Origin of the sequence: Xenorhabdus aichiensis (genome assembly GCF_028598775.1) — a bacterium.
Taxonomy (GTDB): Bacteria; Pseudomonadota; Gammaproteobacteria; order Enterobacterales; family Enterobacteriaceae; genus Xenorhabdus; species Xenorhabdus bovienii.
Genome location: NZ_JAQRFO010000006.1, coordinates 98,183 through 112,340, shown reverse-complemented (window position 1 = coordinate 112,340; position 14,158 = coordinate 98,183). Strand labels below are relative to the sequence as shown.

Genomic DNA, 14,158 nt, shown 5'->3' with positions numbered 1-14,158 from the left:
ATGGGTTGTGAAGGTCTGTTTTGTTTCATCATGGCTTAGTTCACCTTGACCATCTCTTGTCCATTGATGACCACATTTTTGCCTGCAATTTGGATGTTGCCTTCTTTATCCAGTGTGATGCTGGCACCTGCTGTGCTAATTTTGATACCACCGTTGACGGACGTGATAGAAATGTTGTTTTTAGCACTGAGTTGGCTATCTTTCTCCACCGTAACCTGTCGGTTGCCGTGGATGGTGCTGATTTCCTCGCCGGTAACTTCCTTAGTGCGATCTTTACGCACGGATATCACCTGATTGTTGCCGATGCTTTCGGTGTGGTCGTGCTTTACCCGTGTGGTACGGTCATTCAGTACGGTGGTATTCATATCTTTTTGGGCGTGGAGGGAAAGCTGCTCACTTCCTTTCGCATCCTCAAACAGCATTTCGTTATAGCCCTCTCCCTTATGAGTCTTGGAACGGAAGGCCATCTGAGTCTTGCTGCCGGGCAGCCTCCCCGGTGGGATATTGCTGGCGTGGTAGGTTCTGCCAATGACGATAGGCTGGTCTGGATCACCATGTAAGAAATCAACCACAACCTCTTGGCCGACACGGGGAATGGCGAGCATTCCCCAGCCTTGTCCCGCCCACGGATGTGCGACGCGTATCCAACAAGAGCTTTGATCATCACTGCGGCCATAGCGATCCCATGGAAACTGGAGGCGGACACGACCGTACTGGTCACAGAAAATTTCTTCCCCAGCCGGGCCGACGACCTTCGCGATTTGTGGCCCGTCCACTACCGGTTTAGGCAGTGGAGAAGGTCGCCAAGTCTGGGTCTGGCGGATAAAACTAAATTGACTGTGCAGTGTGGTGCCGCTACTCCCTGTTTCCTGCTTTAAAGCTTGTGGCTGATAGCCGGTATGGCTGGCGGAAATAACCTGCCACGGTTGATTCCATTCTGCACGTGGGTGATTGGTCAAGGTAAACAGACGTCCCGGTTGTATGGCGATGGCATAGCCGTTACCTTGACCTGTCAGTGCATCATTGCGTAGTGCTTCGAGGCGGTAACGGGTAAAAGCGGCACCATGCTGTTCATCTTTGAAGCGTCCGGGATAGTCGTAATGCTCGTAATAGAGCTTCTGGATATTGTCTTCTTTCATTTGCTGGCTGAATTCTGCCGCCCAAGCCGGATTCTTGAAGGTGTAATCCTTAAGTTGTACCTGCGCTGGCTTAACTTGCGCACGGTTTGTCAGGCTGCTGACGGAAATCTCTCCTGTAGGGCTGTTTTCACTGGGCTGGTAAGGAAGTTCGATACCTGGCGGCACTGAACCTGCATCATCAGCAAACACCAGAGTGTTACGCCCATTGCTACACTCAAAAAAGTAGAAAATACCTTCCTCTGCGGTCAAACGCTGGAGGAAAGTAAAGTCGCTTTCCTGATATTGCACACAGAACTCACGTGCTGGATGTGGTTGACGCAGGCTAAATACCACATCACGAATGCCATGTTCTTTTAAAATGGTGGTGATAATGGTGACGATATCCAGCTGTTGGAAGATGCGTGAGTTTTGGCGTAGTGTTGCGCGCCACAGATCAGGGCGAATGCTCATCTGGTAGGTGGTCTGATGCAATCCGGTGTTACCCTGTTCAAAGCTGGACACCATGCCACTGATGCTGCGTTGCTCGATTCCCTCCTGCAAAATGGTTAGCGTAGCGGTGTGGTCGAGTACGGCGGAAAAATTAATAGCGGGATTAGCGCTTGCCAGCCCAATGTCTAGCTGGAAGGGCTGTGAAAAACCTTCCGTTAGTGCGAAATCAGCGACAACAAAAGTTTGTGGCGGCAGGCTACCCGCTGTCAGGGTGAACAGAAGACCGCTGGAGGGCTTGCTGCCGGTTTGCTGGCTGATACGGTTCTTTTTTGGGGCGATGATGTTCTTTTTCAGTGACATGATTTTTCTTCCTTACTTAACGCTGTGCTCGGTACGATATTTCGATAATTGCTGTCCTGATCTACTTTCAGGCCGTGGGGGGCAGGAAATGTTTAATGCGAGAACATCAAAAGCGATAAGAGGTCTTTATCGTTCGAATAATGAACAGAAGGATATCGCAACTCCCTTGATCGTATGAAAAGTGATCAGAAAGGTGTGATTGGAATCACTTAATAATTAATATAAATCAACTAATTAAAAACAAAAGGTGGGTTTGAAAATAGGGGGCATTCAATGATTGGCGTACTTATCCTGTAAAAAAAGGAATGTGTTTTATGGCACATTCCCCTATTACGGCACTTGGAAATCAATAAAGTATCACCCAACCAAATACGTTGCCATTGCGCTGGCGATATGCACCTGCCGCTCATTGTGCAGCTCAATTCTGGCAACGGACACTTTGTTGCCACTACGGACGATATTGCTGCTGGCGATGAACACTTCACCGCGTCCCGGACGCAGGTAATCAATACGCAAATCAATAGTACCGATGGTCGGAAGGCGTTTTTCCATCTCTGCAATCGTGATGGTTTCCATTGCAGTCAGAGCGTTACCTGCGCAAATCAGGCCACCGGCTACATCCAATATTGAGGCAATCACACCACCGTGCAGGATTTTCTGGGCCATATTGCCGACCAGCTTATCTTGATTGCGAAATTGAATTTCTGCATAGTCGTGATCAAAGCGGAGTAATTCGAACCCCAGCAATTGGTTGAATGGCATGTGATAAACAAATAAATCACCAATAATCTTACGGGCTTCTTCCTGTGTTAATGGTTGAGTTGATCGCTGTATTGTTTCCATGTCGGATTTCCTGATGTTAAAAAGTCAATAAGCTGATATTGAACAGAACTTTATGGTTAATAAGTTGTTAAGTTTATGCTTTTATAACTCATCTTACCAGTTTGCGAAGCACCTCGAAAAACAATTTATTGAAGGAAAACTTACTACAGAAAATCACTATTCAGTGTGTAGAATAAACAGGTGACTTTTTTGTTCTGGAACAGTTTTGGCATCGGCGCCATGCTGAATGATATGCTGTCATTGTTTCAACAGTGAGATAGCATAATATGTACAGGCGCCTGAATCGCGTCTGTATTTTTTTACTGCCTGTTTTTTAAATGATTGAGGGAAGGCGTGTCTACCGTAGAAGCCATCAGCACGGCATCGCTGGCTGAACAAGTATTACGAAAAACATTCGGGTATCAGCAATTTCGTCCCGGACAGCAGCAGGTTATTGATGCTGTTCTCGATGGGCGTGATTGTCTGGTAGTCATGCCAACCGGTGGCGGTAAGTCACTGTGTTACCAGATTCCTGCCTTGATCAACCATGGGCTGACGTTAGTGGTTTCGCCATTGATCTCGCTGATGAAAGATCAGGTTGATCAACTGAGGGCAAACGGCGTAGAAGCGGAATGTTTGAACTCAACCCAAAACCGTGAGCAGCAGATTGATATCATTCAACGCTGCCGTCAAGGAAGCATCAAGCTTCTCTATATCGCACCTGAGCGGCTGGTGACGGATAATTTTCTCGATCAACTGCATGATTGGCACCCTGTGCTGTTGGCTGTTGATGAAGCACACTGTATTTCTCAATGGGGGCATGACTTCCGGCCAGAATATCGCGCGCTGGGGCAACTTCGCCGACGCTTTCCTGAACTTCCATTTATTGCACTGACGGCAACGGCGGACAACACGACCCGTCAGGACATTACTCGCCTGCTGGAACTGCACGATCCGCTTATCCACCTTAGCAGTTTTGATCGCCCCAACATCCGTTACACATTGGTTGAGAAATATAAACCTCTCGATCAACTATGGTCATTTGTGCGTGGTCAGCAGGGAAAAAGTGGGATCATTTACTGCAACAGTCGAACCAAAGTGGAAGAAACTGCCGAACGCCTGCAAAAGCGGGGGCTGAGTGTCGCACCTTACCATGCTGGGCTGGATAACAATCAACGGGCGTGGGTGCAGGACGCTTTCCAGCGTGACGATTTGCAGGTCGTTGTGGCAACCGTCGCTTTTGGTATGGGGATCAACAAACCTAACGTGCGTTTTGTGGTGCATTTCGATATTCCGCGCAATATCGAATCCTATTATCAGGAAACTGGCAGGGCGGGGAGAGACGGCCTACCGGCTGAAGCGATACTGTTTTACGATCCGGCGGATATGGCATGGCTGCGTCGTTGTCTGGAAGAAAAACCGACAGGTGAGCAACAGGACATTGAACGGCACAAATTGAATGCCATGGGCGCATTTGCGGAAGCCCAGACTTGCCGTCGGCTGGTACTACTCAACTATTTTGGTGAAAGCCAGCAGACATCATGCGGCAACTGCGATATTTGCCTTGATCCACCAAAACGTTACGATGGTCTGATGGATGCGCAAAAAGCGCTTTCCTGTATCTACCGCGTTGGACAACGTTTTGGTATTGGCTATATTGTAGAAGTATTGCGTGGCGCAAATAACCAGCGCATTCGTGATTTTGGCCATGACAGGTTGCCCATTTATGGTATTGGTAAAGAACAGAGTCAGGAACATTGGATGAGCATCCTGCGTCAGCTCATTCATCTGGGATTGATTAGCCAAAATATTGCCAATTATTCTGCGTTGCAACTCACAGAGGCAGCGCGGCCTGTTTTACGGGGAGAAATGTCTTTACAACTTGCTGTGCCACGCATTCAAAGCCTGAAAAGCCGGAATCAGCAAAACAAATCATACAGTGGCAATTATGATCGCAAATTATTTGCCAAATTGCGCAAATTGCGTAAATCCATTGCGGATGAAAATAACATTCCGCCTTTTGTGGTTTTCAATGACGTTACGCTGATTGAAATGGCAGAACAATGTCCGATAACACCTGGTGAACTTCTGCTGATTAATGGTGTTGGGCAGCGTAAGCTGGAGCGTTTTGGCGATGTTTTCATGGCGCTCATCCGTGATCATTTCGAAGGGTTCGAATAACCAAAGGATATTAACCGAGGATGATGAATGGCGCCTGAGATATTGAAAGCAAGCTGGTTAAACCGCGAACCTCAGTTCTCTGCGTTTACGAATGGACTATTGTTGGATTTCTGGAAAACCAGAGACGAACGGGAATTTATGGGCGTTGATGATATCCCCATTCGTTATGTCTCCTTCCGTTCTCCCCATCACGATAAAACGCTGTTGATCCTGCCGGGCCGCAGTGAAAGTTATGTGAAATATCCTGAAATAGCCTACGATTTTTACCACTTGGGCTACGACATTTTTATTATTGATCACCGTGGGCAGGGGCGTTCAGGGCGAATGCTTGATGATCCCCAAAAAGGCCACGTTGAAAAATTTGATCACTATGTGGATGATTTGGCCAAATTTGTTGAATTGGAAATTACCCCGCGTCAGTCCCACGGTTGTTATGCGTTGGCTCACTCAATGGGAGCCGCGATCCTCAGCCGTTTTCTATTACGGCAAGAACTCGTATGCCAAGAACCTGCTTTTCGTGCGGTAGCTCTGTGTGCGCCGATGTTTGGCATCAACTTACCGATGCCGCGCTGGTTGGCAAATTTTCTGGTCAATCAGGCTGAACCTTATCCTAAAAGGCGTAACAGTTACGCGGTATCAACGGGGCAGTGGCGTCCGTTGCCCTATCTTATCAACCTGTTAACTCACAGTTATGCCCGTTATCAGCGCTATTTACGCTATTATGCCGATTATCCTGAATTGCGCCTCGGAGGGCCGACTTACCATTGGATGCGTGAAAGTATGCAAATGGGAGACGAACTGATTGAAAATGCAGGGGTAATTCAGACTCCGCTCATTGTTTTAAAAGCAAGTGAAGATAAGGTCGTTAATAATCGGGAGTTACTGGCATTTTGTGAATCTCGACAAAAAGCCAGAACAGGAAAAGCAGAAAAAAAACCTCTGGTCATCCAAGGGGCACATCACGAAATCCTGTTCGAAAAAGATGCATTACGGGCGCAGGCTCTCAATGCAATTTGTGATTTTTTTGACCAGCACTGATTTAGCTTAGGAACTATAACCATGTATCATGTTGTTGCTTCAGACTTGGATGGCACATTATTGTCTCCTGACCACAAATTAACGCCGTATACCAAAGAAACGCTGAATTTACTGACGAATAAAGGGATTCACTTTATTTTTGCGACAGGCCGTCATCATATTGATGTAGGGCAGATCCGCGATGGTTTGGGCATTGATGCTTATATGATTACCTCTAACGGGGCGAGGGTGCATAATACTCAGGGAAAATTGGTATTCAGCCATAACCTGGCGCCTGAGATTGCTCTTGATTTGTGCTTAATGGAGTTCGATAACCCTAATACCCTCACCAATTATTACCGTAATGATGATTGGTTCATTAACCGTGAAAGCCCTGAACAGAATGAGTTTTTTCAGGAATCTGTTTTTCAGTATCAGATTTTTCCGCGTGATAACTTCCCCACGGATGGCGTGTGCAAGGTCTATTACGTCAGTGAAGATCATGACTATTTGGAACAGTTGGAAGAAACGATTAAAGCGCGTTGGGGAGATAGCGTTAATGTCAGCTTTTCACTGAGAAATTGTCTGGAAGTGATGGCGGGTGGTGTATCTAAAGGCCATGCGCTGGAACAAGTCTGTCAGGCCATCGGATATCAATTGAGTGACTGCATTGTCTTTGGTGATGGCATGAATGATCAGGAAATGTTGTCTGTGGCGGGTAAAGGCTGCATTATGCAGGGCGCACACCAACGCCTGAAAGACATCTTGCCGGAAATGGAAGTGATTGGCGCTAATGCTGATGATGCCGTTTCATATTATTTGCGGAATATGTATCAAGTCTGATGGTAATGGTTTGGAATGTTGATTGAGAGCAGCACCTGATGAGGTGCTGTTTTTTTTCTGACCATTTTGGGGAATGATATTTTTATTACATACAATGATTAATTACATTATTTATTTTATTATTATATAAGTATTTTGTTTTATTTTTTATAAATGACAAGTATTTGTTCAGATATTATTTTTAAATGTTATTATTATTTTAAATATAATGATTTGAATTTTTTCTTATTTCTTGATGCGCTTAAATCCAAATATATATGTATCTTAATGATTTTTATCACAAATAAGACTATTATTTTGAGTATTTATAGTTTCATATCTTAATAAATATTTGGTGTGAATGACATTAAATATCGATATTAAATAATTTTTATTATGACATATTTAAATTTTATTAATTACAAAAGCTAATTTCTCACTAATATTGATGAAGCAAATTAAATTATCTAGCTTTCTTTTTTGAGTATTCTACGCGAGTAGATAATTTTGATATAAAAAACGTTAATTAATAACGATAAAGTTTTTCGACTTATCATGTTGGAATCATTCATTTACTGTTCCAACACTCAGGGAATATATTGGTATGCCGTCTGAAAATGCAATTATTGCGGGAACGTATGTGCAGCATGCATCAGAGGTATGCCTGACAACAAAAGAAGGGCGAAAAGATTTTAGGCGTGCCATTTTTTCCTGCTGGCTAGGTACAACAATGGAATATGCCGATTTCGCACTTTATGGTTTAGCGGCTGGCATTATTTTTGGTGATGTCTTCCGACACCAACAGCCGCTTTACTTGCCAGTTTTGCGGCTTATTCAGTGGGATTTGTTGCCCGTCCTATTGGCGCTCTTGTGTTTGGATGGTTGGGGGATCGCAAAGGACGCAAAATCGTCATGATGACGACGGTTATGTTGATGGGAATTTCAACAACTCTGATTGGGCTAATTCCAAGTTATGCTCAAATTGGTGTTTTGGCTCCTGCCTGTTTAGTTATTTTACGGTTTATGCAGGGTTTGGGGGCAGGTGCGGCGCTATCTGGTGGTGCTGTCATTTTGGGGGAGTTTGCCCCTCCGGCAAAACGTGGTTTGATTTCTTCCATCATTGCCCTCGGCTCCAATAGCGGAACATTGCTGGCATCGCTGGTTTGGCTGCTGGTATTGACAATGGATAAAGAGCGTTTACTCGACTGGGGATGGCGCATACCATTTCTGTTCAGTTTCTTGATTGCGATAGTTGCGCTATTTATCCGCCGTCACATGAATGAAACTCCTGTATTTGAACGCCATCAAGCGGAATTGAAAGCACAGCGCTTACAGACCCTGTCTGAAGGAAAAGCGTATCAAGCTGACCGTGAACGTTGTCGTTTCTGGAAGCGGACAAAAGCATTCTGGATCATGGTGGGTTTGCGGGTTGGCGAAAATGGTCCTTCCTATCTGGCTCAGGGTTTTATCATCGGTTATGTGGCAAAAGTGCTGATGGTGGATAAATCAGTCCCCACGATAGCCGTCTTCATTGCTTCGGTTCTAGGTTTCCTGATCATTCCGCTGGCGGGGTACTTATCTGATCGCTTTGGCCGTCGCATTACCTATCGCTGGTTCTGCCTGCTATTAATGCTGTATGCCTTCCCTGCTTTTATGCTGCTGGATAGCCGAGAACCTATCATTATCATTCCAACTATTGTTGTGGGAATGGGATTGGCCTCTCTGGGAATATTTGGTGTTCAGGCTGCATGGGGTGTCGAACTCTTTGGTGTGGCTAACCGCTATACCAAAATGGCATTTGCAAAAGAACTGGGTGCCATTTTATCGGGAGGTATTGCGCCACTGATGGCATCAGCGCTGTTATCCTTTGCGGGTCATTGGTGGCCTATTGCATGTTATTTTATATTGATGGCGGGGATTGGGTTTCTCACCACTTTCTTTGCACCGGAAACGCGTGGCAGGGATCTAAATTTGCTTGAAGATGCTATTTAATCCACCCATGTTTTTGATATGGATTAACATGAATTGAAGTGTGCAAACGCTTTTTTATATGCCAAGACATGATATTTTATTTCTTTTGATTACCCCTATCTCTATTTTCTCTGCGGACTAAAATAAGAATCATGAATTCACATCTGAAACGAGTGACTCGCAGTGATGTCGCCAAAGAGGCCGGAACCTCAGTAGCGGTTGTCAGTTATGTGATTAATGGTGGGCCACGGCCTGTTGCTGAAGCGACGCGTCAGCGTGTATTGGCGGCCATTAAAAAAATAGGATATCGACCAAACAATATTGCCAAGGCATTGGTTTCTGGTTCGACACAGTCATACGGGCTTATTCTGCCAGACATCTCCAACCCTTTTCTGTCTTCAGTTGCTTATGCGTTGCAACAGGAGGCGTTCAAACATGGACAAGTATTGCTGCCGGGCGATTCAGGGGACAATCGGACGCGTGAAAAAGAATTGATCAATAACTTATTGAATCGTCAAATTGATGGTCTGTTATATACCAGTGTTGATCGTCATCCTTATATTGACTTGATTCAGGCCAGTGGAACTCCATGCGTCATGTTGGACTGGGTTAATGCAGATCTGAATGTCAGTGCAATTCGTGTCAATGAACGGCTTGCCGCTTTCAAGGTTACGCAACATCTGATTCAGCATGGTTACCGTGATATCGCCATTATTTGTGGGCCTCGGATTATGCTCAATACACAGGATCGGCTTTCCGGCTGGTGTGATGCCTTGGAACAGGCAAATTTAACCGTGCGCGAAGAGTGGATTTTTTCTACCGAGTATACCCGTCAGGGGGGTTATGAAGCGACACTGCGCATGTTAAAGGGAAAGCGTCCTCGCGCGCTGTTTGCTTCCAATGAATTACAGGCATTCGGCTGCCTGCGTGCATTGGCTGAACATGGGCTTACTGTTCCTGATGACATCGCTTTGGTTTGTTTCAATGCTACACAGCAATCACTGTTTAATGTTCCTTCTTTGACAGCAGTACGTCAGCCAATAGATAAAATGGCACAGACTGCTATCGAAATCTTGAGGACATGGAATGGAAAAGCGCAGGAGCGCGAATTTGAGTTTGAATTGCAGATAGGAGAATCCTGTGGTTGCGGGCTTGAACAATCATAAAATTGACTAATAAAGTGAGTGGCATAAGTACTGATGGGAACGTGGAGAGCATTACTCATGAAAGGGAAGTTGTATGACATTGACTGTCATAATACGGATGAAAGGAATTACTCCCATGGACATACAGAAAAATCAGTTTTTTTTAAAATGAAAGTGGGAGTTTTAGCTGTAAATATTGAGGATTATCTTTGCTTGTAATGATTTTGTTTTTTACAAAAATAACCAAATTAATAATAAGTATGTTAAATGAATTGTTGCCAAATGGATATTAATAATGAATTATTCTGGCTTATTCCTCTGATAACTTAATGTATAACTTTGATATGTGTCAGAGGTATCTATGTATATGGTGTTCCTGATTTGGTATTTGGGAGAGTTTCTGAATTTATTTCCTTATGATACTGTCATAAACAACCAAATACTCTTATTTTGATTAGTAGATTATAGACTTTTAAATATAATTTGGTATAAAATCCGTCATCCTTTATAGTTTGTCTGCTTTTTTTATATAATTCAAATAAGTGATATTATGAACTGGTATCTTAATGTTTTAAAGAATTACGCTAATTTCTCAGGGCGTGCACGTCGTAAAGAGTATTGGATGTTTACTCTGTTTAACTACATTGCCATTATAGTTCTTTGTGTTTTAGGGTCTGCAATCAGTGAAACTTTAGGTGCTGGGTTATTGGGGATTTATGCAATAGTGATTTTTATTCCTTCACTTGCAGTGATGATCCGGCGTCTCCATGATACCAATCGCTCCGGTTGGTGGTTTTTACTGACTTTTGTTCCGATTTTAAACATCGTGTTATTGGTATTCTTCTGCTTGGAAGGATCCAAAGGAGATAACGATTTTGGAGCAGATCCTAAAGGAATGCTTTAATATATAAAAGTGCATCACTAATTGAGAAGTTGGTTTTGCATACTCATAAAACCGCCGATCAAAAATTATGATCGGCGGTTTTTATCTTTATAAATAATCACTATCCTACGAATTCGACATATTATTTCTCTGAATATGAGTGACTGTTTATCTGCTTTTTATCTAAGCCAAATAACTTGTCATGGCTAAAAACACTCATCTTGTCCCTTATCCGAATTGATGGATTGTTATATCGTTTACCACATTCACAAAGATATGAGATAAGGAGTTTTATTCATGAGTAGTTTGCGCCTTGCCTATTATGATTTATCACCAGAGCTGTTACAGGGTTTCCGTACAATAAAGCAAGAGCTGGAAGAAAGTCCATTGGGGCTAGCACTGATTGAATTGGTCTATTTGCGTATTTCCCAAATCAATGGCTGTGCTTTCTGTTTGAACAAACACAGTCAATCCTTGCGGGAAAATCATGAAACTGAACGCCGTTTGTCTGAACTGGCAGGGTGGCGTGTCAGCGGTCAGTTTACCCTGCGTGAAAAGGTGGCTCTGGAATGGGCTGAATCCCTCACCCATGTTGTTACAACACATGCGGATGACTATGCCTATTTACCACTGAAAGACCATTTTACGGATAAAGAAATCGCTGATTTGACCTTCGCGATTGCATTAATGAATGGAATGAATCGCCTTGCAATCGGTATGCGTCAGTGATCGTTTAATTACTGGTTCTTGATGTAGTAGGCAGACATTTTTGCAGTAATTGAGCATGTTTCAAAGCATTTTCAGGGGTGGTTTCATTGGCAAAACTAAACAGTAATCCCTTGCCACAATCTGAGCTCAATCTTCGTGCGGACAAGGCGGTAATGCCAAGCCCATGCTCTCTGGCGAGTTGAGCCAGTGCTACATCATCTTCATAATGCGCAAGTCTTGCCAGCAAATGCAGGCCACCTGCGGGAATATCGAACCTCAGGCGGCTATCAAAAACTTGATTCAAACTCTCAATGACTATCTGGCGTCGCTGTGCATAGGCAGTGCGCATTTTACGTAAATGACGGGCGAAATGACCTCCCTGCATGAAATCCGTGACGACGGCCTGTTGTAATAAAGGACAGCCATCTTGCCGAGTGTGGCATACAGCATTAAATCTCGTTAACAGGTGGGGAGGAACGACGAGATAGGCAAGCCGGAGTGTTGGCGTCAGAACTTTACTGAATGTGCCGATATACAAAACATTGTTAGATCCCAAACTGGCCAGTGCAGGGTAAGGGCGTCCATCATATTGATATTCACTGTCATAATCATCTTCGATGACAAAGGCATTATTCTGTTCTGCCCACGCTAAAAGCATCTGCCTTCGTGCCATTGACAGTGTAACGCCTAATGGGCTTTGATGTGCTGGTGTAACCAGAGCAAATCGTGCATTTGGGGCGAGTTCTTGAGCCACCGAAATATTCATGCCCTCTTGATCGACTGGCACGGGAATAATTTCAGCGCCTATTTGAGATAGAAAATGTTGATTGGGAGGAAAACAGGGATCTTCGAGCCAAACTTGATCCCGTGGTTGTATCAGGGTGTGAGCAATTAGGTTGAGAGCGCCGCGATAGCCAGCGGTGATAAAAATCTGCTGTGGGGAGCAGCTCACCCCACGTGATAATTGAAGATAAGCCGCAATGGCTTCTCGTAACGGCAAATAGCCCGCAGGTTGCGGGTAAGACATATACCGGCTTTGCAAACGCAGTTGTTTGACGGTGAGGGTGTTCCATAATTTGCGGGGAAAGAGATCCAACGCTGGTAGCCCTAGTTGATAAGGTGAGGGATGAATGGATGAAGCAGAATCGAATAAAGATATACTAGTCACATCGATAGACGATGATATAAGTGTTTCAGGAGGCTGTAATACCCTGTCTGCAAGCCTTGGGGACACAATCGTACCGGCTTGCCCTCTGGCCTCTAGATAGCCTTCGTTCAGTAATAGCGCATAGGCAGATTCCACTGTACTGCGTGAAACTTGCAGTTCACTGGATAACGTACGAATAGACGGAACACGTTGTTCAGGTCGCAATATGCCCTGATTAATCGCTTGAATAAAACGCTGGTATATTTGGCGGTATAAGGGCAAAGACACATGGTGTTGTAATAGTTTGTCAATTTGAAAAAGAGTTGTCTTCATTTCGCTCTCCCACGCATAACCAGATAAACCCATAAACCACCCAATACCATTGCTGCCATGAGTAGCGGTGTTTGTTTAGCAAGGCTGGATCCCAGCAGAGTACCAAAACAGACGTACCCAACAGGCACGGCAAGAAAGCGCGTAGAAGAAAACAGCGTCATTATCCGGCTAAACAGATTCTCTGGCACTTGGCGCTGGATCAAAGTGATTTCAACAGGTGCGGTAAAACCAATGCAACAGCCGATGGCGAGCAGTTGGGCAAACAGGATATATTGCCCACTGAGCAGGCTTAGGGACGTCAAACACAGTACCAGCAGGCTGTAGCCAGAAAGGATGATGTGGTTGCTGGAAAAATGCTTGCCATAAATACCATACAACAAGGAAGAAAGCGTTGTGCCTAAGCCAAAGCAGGTCATGGAAACACCAAGGCTGACGACGGAATTAAACTCGACTTTATTCACATAAGGTAAATAAACGATCAGGAATGGAGCGATGACAAAATTCACCACCGAACTCAGGATAAGAATAGAAAACAGTTCCTTTTCTGACTTAACGTATTTGAGTGCTTCAAGGAAATAGTGGTGTGGCAGGGAAGGAACCTCAGTAACTTCATTAATATTGGTGACAAAATGTTTCTTCAGAATAATCAGCCCCAGCGCAACCACTAAAAAACTGACCGTATCGAAGTATAGGGCGTTGATTGTACCGAACAGGGCAATAATCAATGAACCCAATACAGGCCCAGTAAGGTCACAAATATTTTCAATGGTACTGTTGATTCCATTGATCAACTCATGTTCACTTTTATTCTGTTTAATCTCTTTCGCCAGTATTACGTCTTTTGCTAAACGTCCCGGAGAATCCAAAATTGTCGAGAATATAAGCAGAATGGCCAACAGGTAAAAGTGCATGATATCCATTGTATAAAATACGGGGATCAGCAAGACGCTCAGGAAGTTCACCAAATCAGATAAGACTGAAATACGGAAGGCTCCGTATTTATCTACCAGTTGTGCGCTAAAGAAAATGGATAATATCAACGGCGCTATTTTGGCAGACATCACGGCTGCGACCAGCAGTGGGCTGCCTGATATTTCTAGAATTAGCCAAGGGATGGCAATGTCTGTAATGGCGTTTCCCAAGATCGAAACGCCATTTAAAGCCAATAATCCACTTATCTGAAAAGGTATACGCCTCATCA

At 44.3% G+C, this 14,158-nt stretch carries 10 protein-coding genes and 1 pseudogene; 7 read left to right on the top strand and 4 right to left on the bottom strand.

What is annotated here, in order from left to right:
- Positions 1-35: 35 nt before the first annotated feature.
- Entirely contained in the window at positions 36-1,928 is a 1,893-nt protein-coding gene (locus PSI22_RS04805; protein ID WP_273578797.1) for a type VI secretion system Vgr family protein, read from the bottom strand.
- Positions 1,929-2,285: 357 nt separating this feature from the next.
- Positions 2,286-2,771 carry a thioesterase family protein gene (locus tag PSI22_RS04800; protein WP_273578796.1) on the bottom strand — a complete coding sequence of 162 codons (486 nt, stop codon included), beginning with the start codon at positions 2,769-2,771 and terminating at the stop codon, positions 2,286-2,288.
- Between the two features lie 333 nt (positions 2,772-3,104).
- Between PSI22_RS04800 and recQ the strand changes: the two genes are divergently transcribed.
- The 7 genes and pseudogenes from recQ (at position 3,105) to PSI22_RS04765 (ending at position 11,498) form a co-directional block, all read left to right on the top strand.
- The gene (gene recQ, locus PSI22_RS04795) at positions 3,105-4,931 is read left to right on the top strand and encodes an ATP-dependent DNA helicase RecQ (protein ID WP_273578795.1); all 1,827 of its coding nucleotides are present in this window, start codon (positions 3,105-3,107) and stop codon (positions 4,929-4,931) included.
- 27 nt (positions 4,932-4,958) lie between these two features.
- Positions 4,959-5,969, top strand: a complete 1,011-nt coding sequence (gene pldB / locus PSI22_RS04790) for a lysophospholipase L2 (RefSeq protein ID WP_273578794.1) — start codon at positions 4,959-4,961, stop codon at positions 5,967-5,969.
- Between the two features lie 21 nt (positions 5,970-5,990).
- Positions 5,991-6,791 carry a sugar/pyridoxal phosphate phosphatase YigL gene (yigL, locus tag PSI22_RS04785; protein WP_273578793.1) on the top strand — a complete coding sequence of 267 codons (801 nt, stop codon included), beginning with the start codon at positions 5,991-5,993 and terminating at the stop codon, positions 6,789-6,791.
- 583 nt (positions 6,792-7,374) lie between these two features.
- Positions 7,375-8,762, top strand: a pseudogene (locus tag PSI22_RS04780) (MFS transporter).
- A 131-nt stretch (positions 8,763-8,893) separates the two neighbouring features.
- Positions 8,894-9,907 (top strand): LacI family DNA-binding transcriptional regulator, encoded by a 1,014-nt coding sequence (locus PSI22_RS04775; RefSeq protein WP_273578792.1) that lies wholly within the window; start codon positions 8,894-8,896, stop codon positions 9,905-9,907.
- A 529-nt stretch (positions 9,908-10,436) separates the two neighbouring features.
- On the top strand, positions 10,437-10,790 hold the full coding sequence (locus PSI22_RS04770; protein ID WP_273578791.1) for a DUF805 domain-containing protein: 354 nt from the start codon (positions 10,437-10,439) through the stop codon (positions 10,788-10,790).
- 276 nt (positions 10,791-11,066) lie between these two features.
- Positions 11,067-11,498 (top strand): carboxymuconolactone decarboxylase family protein, encoded by a 432-nt coding sequence (locus PSI22_RS04765; RefSeq protein WP_238125856.1) that lies wholly within the window; start codon positions 11,067-11,069, stop codon positions 11,496-11,498.
- 4 nt (positions 11,499-11,502) lie between these two features.
- Here PSI22_RS04765 and pdxR read toward each other — a convergent pair whose 3' ends face one another.
- Together pdxR and PSI22_RS04755 are read right to left on the bottom strand one after the other, a co-directional pair.
- Positions 11,503-12,957, bottom strand: a complete 1,455-nt coding sequence (gene pdxR / locus PSI22_RS04760) for a MocR-like pyridoxine biosynthesis transcription factor PdxR (RefSeq protein WP_273578790.1) — start codon at positions 12,955-12,957, stop codon at positions 11,503-11,505.
- Positions 12,954-14,156, bottom strand: coding sequence for an MFS transporter (locus PSI22_RS04755; RefSeq protein WP_273578810.1), 1,203 nt, complete (start codon positions 14,154-14,156; stop codon positions 12,954-12,956). The genes pdxR and PSI22_RS04755 overlap by 4 nt, the downstream gene beginning before the upstream one ends.
- Positions 14,157-14,158: the final 2 nt, after the last annotated feature.

Bases quoted from the DNA above. Each gene is read 5' to 3' on its own strand.
- PSI22_RS04805 (WP_273578797.1), bottom strand. From the start codon at position 1,928: ATGTCACTGAAAAAGAACATCATCGCCCCAAAAAAGAACCGTATCAGC.
- PSI22_RS04800 (WP_273578796.1), bottom strand. From the start codon at position 2,771: ATGGAAACAATACAGCGATCAACTCAACCATTAACACAGGAAGAAGCC.
- pldB (WP_273578794.1), top strand. From the start codon at position 4,959: ATGGCGCCTGAGATATTGAAAGCAAGCTGGTTAAACCGCGAACCTCAG.
- yigL (WP_273578793.1), top strand. From the start codon at position 5,991: ATGTATCATGTTGTTGCTTCAGACTTGGATGGCACATTATTGTCTCCT.
- PSI22_RS04775 (WP_273578792.1), top strand. From the start codon at position 8,894: ATGAATTCACATCTGAAACGAGTGACTCGCAGTGATGTCGCCAAAGAG.
- PSI22_RS04770 (WP_273578791.1), top strand. From the start codon at position 10,437: ATGAACTGGTATCTTAATGTTTTAAAGAATTACGCTAATTTCTCAGGG.
- PSI22_RS04765 (WP_238125856.1), top strand. From the start codon at position 11,067: ATGAGTAGTTTGCGCCTTGCCTATTATGATTTATCACCAGAGCTGTTA.
- pdxR (WP_273578790.1), bottom strand. From the start codon at position 12,957: ATGAAGACAACTCTTTTTCAAATTGACAAACTATTACAACACCATGTG.
- PSI22_RS04755 (WP_273578810.1), bottom strand. From the start codon at position 14,156: ATGAGGCGTATACCTTTTCAGATAAGTGGATTATTGGCTTTAAATGGC.